At 67.7% G+C, this 12487-nt stretch carries 10 protein-coding genes; 5 read left to right on the forward strand and 5 right to left on the reverse strand.

From position 1 onward, the window contains the following. Positions 1–47 precede the first annotated feature (47 nt). The 3 genes from ACTJLD_RS36475 (at position 48) to ACTJLD_RS36485 (ending at position 3183) form a co-directional block, all read left to right on the forward strand. Entirely contained in the window at positions 48–857 is an 810-nt protein-coding gene (locus ACTJLD_RS36475; RefSeq protein WP_059486192.1) for a helix-turn-helix transcriptional regulator, read from the forward strand. Between the two features lie 138 nt (positions 858–995). Then, positions 996–2405 carry an argininosuccinate lyase gene (argH, locus tag ACTJLD_RS36480; RefSeq protein ID WP_027786739.1) on the forward strand — a complete coding sequence of 470 codons (1410 nt, stop codon included), beginning with the start codon at positions 996–998 and terminating at the stop codon, positions 2403–2405. 94 nt (positions 2406–2499) lie between these two features. Then, positions 2500–3183, forward strand: coding sequence for an HAD family hydrolase (locus ACTJLD_RS36485; RefSeq protein WP_060174830.1), 684 nt, complete (start codon positions 2500–2502; stop codon positions 3181–3183). Positions 3184–3265: 82 nt separating this feature from the next. Here the strand turns inward: ACTJLD_RS36485 and ACTJLD_RS36490 are convergent, their stop codons facing one another. The 5 genes from ACTJLD_RS36490 to apbC all read right to left on the reverse strand — a co-directional run bounded on the left by ACTJLD_RS36490 (position 3266) and on the right by apbC (position 8897). Beyond that, a complete protein-coding gene (locus ACTJLD_RS36490; protein WP_027786737.1) occupies positions 3266–4093 on the reverse strand; it encodes a lysozyme inhibitor LprI family protein in 828 nt (275 codons plus the stop codon). Next, positions 4093–6372: an arginine/lysine/ornithine decarboxylase gene (locus ACTJLD_RS36495; protein ID WP_059697693.1), complete on the reverse strand. Its 2280-nt coding sequence runs from the start codon at positions 6370–6372 to the stop codon at positions 4093–4095. The genes ACTJLD_RS36490 and ACTJLD_RS36495 overlap by 1 nt, the downstream gene beginning before the upstream one ends. An 81-nt stretch (positions 6373–6453) precedes the next feature. Continuing rightward, positions 6454–7023 carry a dCTP deaminase gene (gene dcd / locus ACTJLD_RS36500; protein ID WP_006398615.1) on the reverse strand — a complete coding sequence of 190 codons (570 nt, stop codon included), beginning with the start codon at positions 7021–7023 and terminating at the stop codon, positions 6454–6456. A 112-nt stretch (positions 7024–7135) separates the two neighbouring features. After that, positions 7136–7672 carry a superoxide dismutase [Cu-Zn] gene (gene sodC, locus ACTJLD_RS36505; RefSeq protein ID WP_027786736.1) on the reverse strand — a complete coding sequence of 179 codons (537 nt, stop codon included), beginning with the start codon at positions 7670–7672 and terminating at the stop codon, positions 7136–7138. A gap of 133 nt (positions 7673–7805) precedes the next feature. Next, entirely contained in the window at positions 7806–8897 is a 1092-nt protein-coding gene (gene apbC / locus ACTJLD_RS36510) for an iron-sulfur cluster carrier protein ApbC (protein ID WP_440661172.1), read from the reverse strand. Between the two features lie 351 nt (positions 8898–9248). Here apbC and ACTJLD_RS36515 point away from each other — a divergent pair, with 351 nt between their 5' ends. Both ACTJLD_RS36515 and metG read left to right on the forward strand, forming a co-directional pair. Further along, positions 9249–9893, forward strand: coding sequence for an OmpA family protein (locus ACTJLD_RS36515; protein WP_021163796.1), 645 nt, complete (start codon positions 9249–9251; stop codon positions 9891–9893). A gap of 376 nt (positions 9894–10269) precedes the next feature. Continuing rightward, positions 10270–12423: a methionine--tRNA ligase gene (gene metG, locus ACTJLD_RS36520; RefSeq protein WP_059686614.1), complete on the forward strand. Its 2154-nt coding sequence runs from the start codon at positions 10270–10272 to the stop codon at positions 12421–12423. The last annotated feature ends 64 nt before the right edge of the window (positions 12424–12487 follow it).

Consider the following 12487-nt stretch of genomic DNA (forward strand, 5'->3'; position numbering starts at 1 on the left):
CCCGTCTGATCGTTGCCGCATCCCCGCTTCCACTTCGCCGTTTCCGCATGAACCAGCCGTCCTCCGTCCCCGTCCCGCCGCTCGATGCCACGCCCGCCCGTGCGCTCGGCGAATTCATCCGCGCCCACCGCGAGCGGCTGTCGCCGCAGGCCGTCGGCCTGCCGCCCGGCCCGCGCCGCCGCACGCCGGGGCTGCGGCGCGAGGAAGTCGCGCAGCTCTGCGGCGTCAGCCCCACCTGGTACACGTGGATCGAACAGGGCCGCCCCGTGTCCGCGTCGGCCGACGCACTCGCGCGGATCGCCGTCGCGCTGCAACTGTCGAAGGCCGAGCGCGCGTACCTGTTCGAGCTGGCCGCGCAGCGCGACCCGGCCGAGCCCGACGTCGCGGGCGGCGACCTGCCGCCGACGCTCGCCGCGACCGTCGCGGCCATCGCGACGCCCGCCTACGTGCTCGACCGGCAATGGAACGCACTCGCGTGGAACGCACCGGCCGCCGCGCTCTTTTCCGGCTGGCTCGACGGCGAGCACGACCGCAACCTGCTGCGCTTCACGTTCATGTCGCCGGCCGCGCGCACGCTGATCGTCGACTGGGAAACCCGCGCGCGGCGCCTCGCGGCCGAATTCCGCGCCGATTCGATCCGGCACCTGACCGACGCGCCCACGCGTGCGCTGATCGACGCACTGACCGCCGGCAGCGACGCCTTCGCGCAGTACTGGGCATCGCAGGACGTGTTCGAACGCGAAGGCGGCCTGCGCGAATTCGACCATCCGGCCGACGGTCGCCTCGTGTATCAGCAGATCACGCTGAAGCCCGCGCACCGCGAAGACCTGAAGCTGGTCGTGCTCGTGCGCGACTGAACGGGCCGGCCCGCGCGGGCCACGGCCGGCGGGCCGCCGCGAACGGCTGCGCGCCGCGGCGGGCAGGCCCGCGAATGTTAGAATCGCGGGATTCCCTCGGCGGCGCACGCCGCCCAACATCCCCTTCGAAGAATCGCCATGACGTCCCAACTGCACAAAAAGGGCGAGGCCTGGTCGGCCCGCTTCTCGGAACCGATGTCGGAGCTGGTCAAGCGCTACACGTCGTCGGTGTTTTTCGACAAGCGCCTCGCGCTCGTCGACATCGCCGGCTCGCTCGCGCACGCGAACATGCTCGCCGCGCAGAAGATCATCAGCGCCGACGACCTGGCCGCGATCGAACGCGGAATGGCGCAGATCAAGGGTGAAATCGAGCGCGGCGAATTCGAATGGCAGCTCGACCTGGAAGACGTCCACCTGAACATCGAGGCGCGCCTGACCGCGCTGATCGGCGATGCCGGCAAGCGCCTGCACACGGGCCGCTCGCGCAACGACCAGGTCGCCACCGACATCCGCCTGTGGCTGCGCGGCGAGATCGACCGCATCGGCGGCCTGCTGAACGACCTGCGCGGCGCGCTGCTCGACCTCGCGGAACAGAACGCCGACACGATCATGCCGGGCTTCACGCACCTGCAGGTCGCGCAACCCGTCACGTTCGGCCACCACCTGCTCGCGTACGTCGAGATGTTCTCGCGCGACGCCGAGCGCATGCGCGACTGCCGCACCCGCGTGAACCGCCTGCCGCTCGGCGCGGCCGCGCTCGCCGGCACGAGCTACCCGATCGACCGTCACGCCGTGGCGAAGACGCTCGGCTTCGACGGCATCTGCGCGAACTCGCTCGACGCGGTGTCGGATCGCGACTTCGCAATCGAATTCACGGCGGCTTCCGCGCTCGTGATGACGCACGTGTCGCGCTTCTCCGAAGAACTCGTGCTGTGGATGAGCCCGCGCGTCGGCTTCATCGACATCGCCGACCGCTTCTGCACCGGCAGCTCGATCATGCCGCAGAAGAAGAACCCGGACGTGCCCGAGCTCGCGCGCGGCAAGACGGGCCGCGTGAACGGCCACCTGATGGCGCTGCTGACGCTGATGAAAGGCCAGCCGCTCGCGTACAACAAGGACAACCAGGAAGACAAGGAACCGCTGTTCGACACGGTCGACACCGTCGCCGACACGCTGCGGATCTTCGCCGAGATGGTGGCCGGCATCACCGTGAAGCCGGACGCGATGCGCGCGGCCGCCCTGCAGGGCTTCTCGACCGCCACCGACCTCGCCGACTACCTGGTGAAGCGCGGCCTGCCGTTCCGCGATGCGCACGAAGCCGTCGCGCACGCCGTGAAGATCTGCGACGACCGTGGCATCGACCTGGCCGACCTGACGCTCGACGAGATGAAGCAGGAACTGCCGAACGTCGCGCACCTGATCGGCGAAGACGTGTTCGGCTACCTGACGCTCGAAGGTTCGGTCGCCAGCCGCAATCACCCGGGCGGCACCGCGCCCGACCAGGTGCGTGCGGCGGTCAAGGCAGCCCGCGCCGCGCTCGGCCGGTAAGCCCGCTGTTCCGGACGGACGCCATCGGCGTCCGTTTTTCATTCGGGCGGCCGTCGCGCCGCCCATTGCCTTCCCCGCTTCCCGAATGCCGCCGATGACCTTTTCCGCCGCGCTCTTCGACATGGACGGCCTGCTCGTCGATTCCGAGCGGACCATCATGAACACGTGGATCGACGTGTCGAATGCGCACGGCGTCACGCTGACCACCGCCGACTACCTGCAGATCGTCGGTCGCTCGTTCGCCGAAGGCCAGGTGATCCTGGCGCGGCTGATCGGCAACCCCGACACGTTCGACGCGGTGCGCACCCGCGTGCGCGAGCAGCTCGCGGCGCCCGAACCGCATCCGAAGTTTCCGCTGAAGCCCGGCGCGTTCGCGCTGCTCGACGCGCTCGCGCAAGCCGGCATTCCGTGCGCGGTCGCGTCGTCGTCCGCGAGCGAGGTGATCCGCGCGCGGCTCGACGCGGTCGGCGTGCTGCCGTTCTTCCGCGCGATCGCGGGCGGCGACGAAGTCGCGCGCGGCAAGCCCGACCCGGCCGTCTACCGGCTCGCGGCCGAACGCCTCGGCGTGCCGGCACACGCATGCGTCGCGTTCGAGGACAGCGATTTCGGTGCGCAGTCGGCCGCCGGCGCGGGCGCATCGGTCGTCACGGTGCCCGACCTGAAGGCGCCGACGCCCGAGATCGTCGCGCTGAGCCTGCACGTGCTCGCCTCGCTCGACGATGCGCTCGCGCTCGTGCCGTCGTGGTTCGGCGGGCACGTTACGCGACGGCCCGCTTAGATCGCGTGCCACCCGATGCAAAACGGGCACCCGAAGGTGCCCGTTTTGCCCTATCGCCGAACAACCGGCATCGCGGTTGCGCTTACTTGTTGCCCGCCGTCTCCGACAGCCGTTTCATCGTCGCGATGCGCGCGCCGATCAGGTCGACGCGGCCGTCCTCGCCGACGAGCGGCGCCGTCGCATCGCGGAACCCGACCCACGCGCGCTGCGCGCGTACGAGCGTCGCGGCCGAATGCGCAGGCATCTTGCGGCGCAGCTTCTGGTAATAGCGGTTCAGGTCGAACAGCGCGTGCTCGCACGCGGCGTCCTGTTCGCACGGGCGCACGCGGCGCACGGCCGGATCGCGCGGCGCGTTCGCCGGCTTGCCGTTCGGCCGGGCCCCACCCTGGGCCGCGCTCGTGCCGCCCTGCGCGCCGCTCGTGGCCGCCACCGGCACGGCGGCGGGCGGCGGTGCATAGCGATCGGCCGCGCCGCGCAGCGCCAGCGCGCGATCGCGCACGGGCTGCAGCTGCAGGTCGGCACTCGACATCGCGTACGACGTGCCGCGCGTGGTGTCGTACACGGCCTTCAGCAGATGCACTTCATCCTTGCGCCACGTGAGCCAGCGGCGCTGGCTGTCCTGCCAGCCGCGCTTCGCGTCGGCCGGCGCATCCTTCAACAGGCGCTGGTACGCGCCGTCCATCACGGCCTGCCACTGCTGCTGCGCTTCGCCCATGCACTGGATCTGGCCGGCCGGCGAAGACCGGTCGCGCCGCGCGAGGCATTGCCGCATCGCGACGTCGATCGGGTCGGCCGCCGCGACTTCCGCGTGCGCGACACCCATGCCCGCCAGCCCCGACGCGCCTGCCGCCCAGACGACGAGCGCGGCCACCGCCGCACGCATCGCCTGGATTCGTCCGTGCGTCGCCATCAGTCGCGCACGCAGTCGACGAAGTACTCGACGCGGCCGTTCACCTCTTCCGCGACGAGGCCGTGGATGTCGGTGTGGAAGCCCGGGAAGCGCTCGTTGAAGTCGCGCGCGAACCGCAGGTAGTTCACGATCGTCTTGTTGAAGCGCTCGCCCGGAATCAGCAGCGGAATGCCCGGCGGGTACGGCGTGAGCAGGATGCTCGTCACGCGGCCTTCGAGCTCGTCGAGCGGCACGCGGTCGATCTTGCGGTGCGCGAGCTTCGCGAACGCGTCCGACGGCTTCATCGCCGGTTCCATGTCCGACAGGTACATCTCGGTCGTCAGGCGGGCGATGTCGTTCGCGCGGTACACGTCGTGGATCTGCGTGCACAGGTCGCGCAGGCCGACACGCTCGTAGCGCGGATGCTGCGCGACGAATTCCGGCAGCACGCGCCACAGCGGCTGGTTGTTGTCGTAGTCGTCCTTGAACTGCTGCAGCTCGGTCACCATCGAGTTCCAGCGGCCCTTCGTGATGCCGATCGTGAACATGATGAAGAACGAGTACAGGCCGGTCTTCTCGACGATGATCCCGTGCTCGGCCAGGTACTTCGTGACGATCGCGGCGGGGATGCCCGTCTCGCCGAACTCGCCGTCGACGTCGAGCCCCGGCGTGATGATCGTCGCCTTGATCGGGTCGAGCATGTTGAAGCCTTCCGCCAGCGGGCCGAAGCCGTGCCAGTGGTCGTTCGGCTTCAGCATCCAGTCGTCGCGCGAGCCGATGCCTTCTGCCGACAGCTCGTCCGGGCCCCACACGCTGAAGAACCAGTCGTCGCCGTATTCGGCGTCGACCTTGCGCATCGCGCGGCGGAAATCGATCGCCTCGGCGATCGATTCCTCGACGAGCGCGGTGCCGCCCGGCGGCTCCATCATCGCGGCCGCGACGTCGCACGACGCGATGATCGCGTACTGCGGGCTCGTCGACGTGTGCATCAGGTACGCCTCGTTGAAGCGGTGCTTGTCGAACGTGCGGTTCTCCGAATCCTGCACGACGATCTGCGATGCCTGCGAGATGCCCGCGAGCAGCTTGTGCGTCGAGTGCGTCGCGAACACGAGCGCGCCCGTGCGCGGACGGCCGTCGCCGATCGCGTGCATGTCGCGGTAGAAGTCGTGGAACGTCGCGTGCGGCAGCCACGCTTCGTCGAAGTGCAGCGTGTCGAGCAGGTCGCCGAGCAGGTCCTTGATCATCTCGACGTTGTAGACGACGCCGTCGTACGTGCTCTGCGTGATCGTCAGGATGCGCGGCTTCATGTCCGGGTTCTGGCGCAACGCCTCGCGCGCGAACGGGTTCGCCTCGATCTTCTTGCGGATGTTCTCCGGCTTGAACTCGTCGCGCGGGATCGGCCCGATGATGCCGAAGTGGTTGCGCGTCGGCGTGAGGAACACCGGAATCGCGCCCGTCATCGTGATCGCGTGCAGGATCGACTTGTGGCAGTTGCGGTCGACCAGCACGATGTCGCCGGGCGCGACCGTCGCGTGCCAGACGATCTTGTTCGACGTCGACGTGCCGTTGGTCACGAAGAACAGGTGGTCCGCGCTGAAGATGCGCGCCGCATTGCGCTCGGACGCGGCGACCGGGCCCGTGTGGTCGAGCAGTTGGCCGAGTTCGTCCACCGCGTTGCAGACGTCGGCGCGCAGCATGTTCTCGCCGAAGAACTGATGGAACATCTGGCCGAGCGGGTTCTTCAGGAACGCGACGCCGCCCGAGTGGCCCGGGCAGTGCCACGAGTACGAGCCTTCGTCCGCGTACTTCACCAGTTCCTTGAAGAACGGCGGCGCGAGCGAGTCGAGATAGACCTTCGCCTCGCGGATGATGTGGCGCGCGACGAACTCCGGCGTGTCCTCGAACATGTGGATGAAGCCGTGCAGCTCGCGCAGGATGTCGTTCGGCAGGTGGCGCGACGTGCGCGTCTCGCCGTACAGGAAGATCGGGATGTCCGCGTTGCGGCGGCGCACTTCGGTGACGAACGCGCGCAGCTCGATGATCGCGGTCGCGAGTTCGGGCAGTTCGCCGTCCGGGCCGGTTTCGCCGAGCATGAGTTCGTCGTCGTCGATCGACAGGATGAAGCACGACGCGCGGCTCGACTGCTGCGCGAACGACGTCAGATCGCCGTAGCTCGTGAGGCCGAGGACTTCGACGCCCTCCTTCTCGATCGCTTCGGCCAACGCCCGGATGCCGGAGCCCGAGATGTTCTCGGAGCGGAAATCTTCGTCGATGATGACGACGGGGAAACGAAACTTCATGGGCGATTCTCCAAAAAGAACGACCGCGGCGCGTCACGCGCAGCGGTCACCCGGAAACTGGTGAGACGTTATACAACCAGATCAGGTTTTCGGCAGCGTGACACCGCGCTGCCCCTGATACTTGCCGCCGCGATCCGCGTACGACACGTCGCACACTTCGTCGCTTTCGAAGAAGAGCACCTGCGCGACGCCTTCGTTCGCGTAGATCTTCGCGGGCAACGGCGTGGTGTTCGAGAATTCCAGCGTGACGTAGCCTTCCCACTCGGGTTCGAACGGCGTCACGTTGACGATGATCCCGCAGCGCGCATAGGTCGACTTGCCGAGGCAGACGGTGAGCACGGTGCGCGGGATGCGGAAATATTCGACGGTGCGGGCCAGCGCGAACGAGTTCGGCGGGATGATGCACACGTCGCCCTTGAAATCGACAAACGAACCCTCGTCGAAGTTCTTCGGATCGACGATCGTCGAGTTGATGTTCGTGAAGATCTTGAATTCGTCCGCGCAGCGGATGTCATAGCCGTAGCTCGACGTGCCGTAGCTGACGATCCGGCGGCCGTCCTCGGACGCGCGAACCTGATCGGGCACGAACGGCTCGATCATCTTGTGCTCTTCGGCCATGCGCCGAATCCATTTGTCGGACTTGATGCTCATATCGGGGCGCCTGGAAACGCTGCGTGACGGTCAGGGAGGGCCGCTCGCGCGAGACGGCGGCCGGGAAAGGCGGACATTTTACGCGATCATCGGCGCACGCACGCGGCAGCCGTCAACGGATCACGCCGCAGGCGAGCGCGGGCCCCGCGCCATGCTGCGGAAACGCGGGATCGCTCGAGTCGCGGTGCACCAGCGCCGCGCGGTTCATCGCCGAGCGCACGCCATCGAGGGCCAGATCGGGCGCGACGATGAAGCCGGCCGCGACGCCGTTCGCGTCCGCATGGATGTTGCCGAGATCGCCGGCGACGCGGGCGCCCGCGCGCAACCGGTCGGCGGCCGGCGCGAACACCTGGCCGGCGCTCGAGCCGTCGCCCGCGTTGCAGTCGCCGCGTTCGTGCACCTGTAGCGCGTGATCGCTGTTGGGCGGAAGGCCGGCCAGGTTGTACGTGACCTGAACGCCGTCCGGACGCTCGACGAACGTCACCGCGCCGCGCGCCTGCGAGCCGACCGTCGGCTGCAGTTGTGCGTCGGCCCGTTTTTCGTGCGACGAGGAAAAGGAGGTGCAGCCGGCCAGCAGGCCCAGCGCGGCGGCGGCCAGCAGCGCGTACCGCACGCGGCCGGCACGTACGCCGTGATGTCGTTGTTTCATTCGATCCTCATGCCGGCTGGCGGCCGTTTGACACGACGGCCGCGCCGGGCGGGTAAAGGGACCCGGGAAAAGTCGCCATGATACCGCGCCTCGCGGCGCCGTAAACAGCGTGAGGCCCCGCCCCGCAAGGGTTTTACGTATTTTGAACAACGATCGACGGAAACTTCGACGTCATGTCGCGCGATCGCTCGGCAATCGCCAGTGCGACGCCGCGCGCGATGTCGCGGTAACGACGGGCCAGCGCGCCTTCGGGATCGGCCGCGACCGTCGGCGTGCCGCTGTCGGCCCGCTCGCGGATCGCGATGTCGAGCGGCAGGCTGCCGAGCACGTTCACGTCGTAATCCTTCGCCATCCGCTCGGCCCCGCCGGCGCCGAAGATGTGTTCTTCGTGGCCGCAGTTCGAACAGATGTGGATGCTCATGTTCTCGACGATGCCGAGGATCGGAATCCCGACCTTCTCGAACATCTTCAGGCCCTTCTTCGCGTCGAGCAGCGCGATGTCCTGCGGCGTCGTGACGATCACCGCGCCCGTGACCGGCACGCGCTGCGCGAGCGTGAGCTGGATGTCGCCCGTGCCGGGCGGCATGTCGACGATCAGGTAGTCGAGCTCGCGCCAGTTGGTCTGGCGCAGCAACTGCTCGAGCGCGGAGGTCGCCATCGGGCCGCGCCACACCATCGGGTTGTCTTCCTCGATCAGGAAGCCGATCGAGTTCGCCTGCAGCCCGTGGCCGACGAGCGGGTTCATCGACTGGTTGTCGGGCGACTCGGGCCGCTGGCCGTGGATGCCGAGCATCGTCGGCAGTGACGGGCCGTAGATGTCGGCGTCGAGGATGCCGACCGACGCGCCTTCGGCGGCGAGCGCGAGCGCGAGGTTGACGGCCGTCGTGCTCTTGCCGACGCCGCCCTTGCCCGATGCGACCGCCACGACGTTCTTCACGTTCGGCAGCAGTTTCACGCCACGCTGCACCGTGTGCGCGACGATCTCCTGCGACACGGCGACGCGCGCGTCGCGCACGCCGGGCACGGCCTGGAGCGCCGCGGTGACGCGTGCGCGCACGTCGTCGTGCTGGCTGCGCGCGGGATAACCGAGCACCACGTCGAGCGCCACGACGTCGCCGTCGATCGCGACGTTGCGCACGCCCTTGTTCGCCGCATACGGACGGCCGGTATTGGGGTCGACGACAGCCGCCAAAGCGGCGTCGACTTGTGCCCGGTCAATGCTCATCGAAACTCCGTGAAAACGTTTTTCTCGCGCGCAAACGTCAAAAAATATCAAATTACGCTGCGAAAATCGGGAAAAGTGAAAGAATCTGTTGCACGCCATTGCGCGAACGCGCGACCCGGCGCACTCTTCGCCTGCGGCATGCTATGGGGCCAAATCGGCCACCAACCGCCTATATTGTAGAGGCTGACGCGTCGCACTGCCCGAACAGCCACGCTGACGGACAGGGCATGCGGCCACCTCGGCGGCTGCCGCTGGCGCAGGCCTGCCCTCCTTTTTCGGGCGGCCCGCGCGTGGAGCCGTAACTGTTGTTGTCGTCGTTGTCGACTCGTTCAACCAAGAGAGGAATCCAAGATGAACATGAAAATCGCGACCCGTCTGTCCGTCTTCGCATTGGCCGGCGCACTGCTGGCAGGCTGCGCCACGCAGCAAGGCAACAATACGGCCGTCGGTACCGGCACGGGTGCGGCACTGGGCGCAGGCATCGGCGCGCTGGCGGGCGGCGGCAAGGGCGCGGCGATCGGCGCGGGCGTCGGCGCACTGGTCGGCGGCGTGACGGGTTACAACTGGCAGGCGATCAAGAACAAGCTCGCGCCGTCGGCAGCCAAGACGGGTACGCAGGTGACCGAGCAGCCGGACGGCTCGCTGAAGCTGAACGTGCCGAGCTCGGTGACGTTCGCGACGAACCAGTACGCGATCACGCCGGCCTTCACGCCGCTGCTGAACGACCTGGCGACGACGCTGAACCAGAACCCGCAAGTGACGGCATCGATCGTCGGCTACACGGACAGCACGGGTTCGCAGCAGCTGAACCAGACGCTGTCGCAGAACCGTGCGCAGAGCGTCGTCAACGCGCTCGTGCAGCGCGGCGTCGCCGGCGGCCGCCTGTCGGCACAGGGCATGGGCCCGTCGAACCCGATCGCGGACAACGCGACGGAAGCCGGCCGCGCACAGAACCGCCGCGTCGAAATCTACCTGCGCGCAGCACAGGCGCAGTAAGCGCACGACGAGGGGAAGGCGCGGGCCCGCCGCCCGCGCAGCCCCGCCGGACAAGACTTCCGGCGGAGCCGGTAACAAATCGAAAAAATTTTCGAACTTCTGTCGCAGGCCGTGGTCAGTATTTACGGTACGCGGCTGGTGTTGCCGGCGCGTCACCATTCTCCTCTTGTCGTTGTTGCTCCGGGGCCGTATCCGCCCCGGTTTTTTTTGCCCGCAGAATTCGTGCTGCGCCGCAGCATGTCACCGCCGGGCACGCCGCTTGCGCGGCCCCGTCCGTTCCGGCGCCCGGTCAGCGGCGCCCTGCCCGCGTCGCCGGCGCGCGCCCCTGCTAGAATCGCAGTTTCCCGTCGTTTTCCGCCGTTCCTCTACAGACCCTATGTCCGCATCCGACCTCACTTCCGTGCAGGCTGCGGCGCCGCAAGGTGACCGCCAGATCCTCGTTACGTCCGCACTGCCCTATGCCAACGGGCAGATCCACATCGGCCACCTGGTCGAGTACATCCAGACCGACATCTGGGTGCGGACGCTGCGAATGCATGGCCATGAGGTCTACTACATCGGCGCCGACGACACGCACGGCACGCCGATCATGCTGCGCGCGGAGAAGGAAGGCCTGACCCCGAAGCAGCTGATCGACCGCGTGTGGACCGAGCACAAGCGCGACTTCGACAGCTTCGGCGTGTCGTTCGACAATTTCTACTCGACCGATTCGGACGAGAACCGCGTGCTGAGCGAGAAGATCTACGTCGCGCTGCAGGAAGCCGGTTTCATCGCCGAGCGCGAGATCGAGCAGGCGTACGATCCCGTCAAGGAAATGTTCCTGCCCGACCGCTTCATCAAGGGCGAGTGCCCGAAGTGCCACGCGAAGGACCAGTACGGCGACAACTGCGAAGTGTGCGGCTCGACCTACCTGCCGACCGAACTGCTGAACCCGTATTCGGTCGTGTCGGGCGCGACGCCGGTGCGCAAGACGTCGAAGCACTACTTCTTCCGCCTGTCCGATCCGCGCTGCGAAACGTTCCTGCGCGAATGGGTGAGCGGCCTCGCGCAGCCCGAAGCGACCAACAAGATGCGCGAATGGCTCGGCGACGCCGGCGAGGCCAAGCTCGCCGACTGGGACATCTCGCGTGACGCGCCGTACTTCGGCTTCGAGATCCCGGGCGCGCCCGGCAAGTATTTCTACGTGTGGCTCGACGCGCCCGTCGGCTACTACGCGAGCTTCAAGAACCTGTGCGACCGCAACGGCGTCGACTTCGACGCGTGGATCCGCCCGGGCTCGACCACCGAGCAGTATCACTTCATCGGCAAGGACATCCTGTACTTCCACACGCTGTTCTGGCCCGCGATGCTCGAGTTCTCGGGCCACCGCACGCCGACCAACGTGTTCGCGCACGGCTTCCTGACGGTCGACGGCGCGAAGATGTCGAAGTCGCGCGGCACGTTCATCACCGCGCAGAGCTACATCGACACGGGCCTGAACCCCGAATGGCTGCGCTACTACTTCGCCGCGAAGCTGAACGCGACGATGGAAGACATCGACCTGAACCTCGACGATTTCCAGGCGCGCGTGAACAGCGATCTCGTCGGCAAGTACGTGAACATCGCGAGCCGCGCGGCAGGCTTCCTGATCAAGCGCTTCGACGGCCGCGTGCAGGACAGCGCGATGAACCATCCGCTCGTCGTGAAGCTGCGCGATGCGATTCCCGGGATCGCCGCGCACTACGAAGCACGCGAGTACGGCCGCGCGCTGCGCCACACGATGGAGCTCGCGGACGAAGTGAACGCGTACGTCGACGGCGCCAAACCGTGGGATCTCGCGAAGGATCCGGCCAACGCGGTCGCGCTGCACGAAACCTGCAGCGTGAGCCTCGAGTCCTTCCGCCTGCTGTCGCTCGCGCTGAAGCCGGTGATGCCGCGCGTGGCCGAGGCCGTCGAGTCGTTCTTCGGGATCGCGCCGCTCGCATGGGCCGATGCCGCGAAGCCGCTGTCGTCGGAACAGCCGATCAAGGCGTACCAGCACCTGATGACGCGCGTCGACCCGAAGCAGATCGAGGCATTGCTCGCCGCGAACCGCGATTCGCTGCAGGCCGAGGCCACCGGCGCGGCCGCCGCGAGCGCGAACGCCGCCAAGGAGGCGAAGAACGCCAAGGCGAACGCGAAGCCGGCCGCCGTGAACGGCGCCGACGATGCCCCCATCTCGATCGACGATTTCGCGAAGATCGACCTGCGCATCGCGAAGATCGTCGCGTGCCAGGCCGTCGAGGGTTCGGACAAGCTGCTGCAGCTCACGCTCGACGTCGGCGAGGAAAAGACCCGCAACGTGTTCTCGGGCATCAAGTCCGCGTACCAGCCCGAGCAGCTCGTGGGCAAGCTGACCGTGATGGTCGCGAACCTCGCGCCGCGCAAGATGAAGTTCGGCCTGTCCGAAGGGATGGTGCTCGCCGCGTCGGCCACCGACGAGAAGGCGGAACCGGGCCTCTACATCCTCGAGCCGCACAGCGGCGCGAAGCCCGGCATGCGCGTGAAGTAAGCCGAACGCGCTGCCGCTGGCGCCAAACAAAGCCCCGCACGATTCGTTTCGTGCGGGGCTTTTT

Origin of the sequence: Burkholderia sp. 22088, from assembly GCF_052045915.1 — a bacterium.
GTDB lineage: Bacteria > Pseudomonadota > Gammaproteobacteria > Burkholderiales > Burkholderiaceae > Burkholderia > Burkholderia cepacia.

Bases quoted from the DNA above. Each gene is read 5' to 3' on its own strand.
- ACTJLD_RS36475 (WP_059486192.1), top strand. From the start codon at position 48: ATGAACCAGCCGTCCTCCGTCCCCGTCCCGCCGCTCGATGCCACGCCC.
- sodC (WP_027786736.1), bottom strand. From the start codon at position 7,672: ATGAAACAACGACATCACGGCGTACGTGCCGGCCGCGTGCGGTACGCG.
- ACTJLD_RS36495 (WP_059697693.1), bottom strand. From the start codon at position 6,372: ATGAAGTTTCGTTTCCCCGTCGTCATCATCGACGAAGATTTCCGCTCC.
- dcd (WP_006398615.1), bottom strand. From the start codon at position 7,023: ATGAGCATCAAGTCCGACAAATGGATTCGGCGCATGGCCGAAGAGCAC.
- ACTJLD_RS36490 (WP_027786737.1), bottom strand. From the start codon at position 4,093: ATGGCGACGCACGGACGAATCCAGGCGATGCGTGCGGCGGTGGCCGCG.
- apbC (WP_440661172.1), bottom strand. From the start codon at position 8,897: ATGAGCATTGACCGGGCACAAGTCGACGCCGCTTTGGCGGCTGTCGTC.
- argH (WP_027786739.1), top strand. From the start codon at position 996: ATGACGTCCCAACTGCACAAAAAGGGCGAGGCCTGGTCGGCCCGCTTC.
- ACTJLD_RS36515 (WP_021163796.1), top strand. From the start codon at position 9,249: ATGAACATGAAAATCGCGACCCGTCTGTCCGTCTTCGCATTGGCCGGC.
- metG (WP_059686614.1), top strand. From the start codon at position 10,270: ATGTCCGCATCCGACCTCACTTCCGTGCAGGCTGCGGCGCCGCAAGGT.
- ACTJLD_RS36485 (WP_060174830.1), top strand. From the start codon at position 2,500: ATGACCTTTTCCGCCGCGCTCTTCGACATGGACGGCCTGCTCGTCGAT.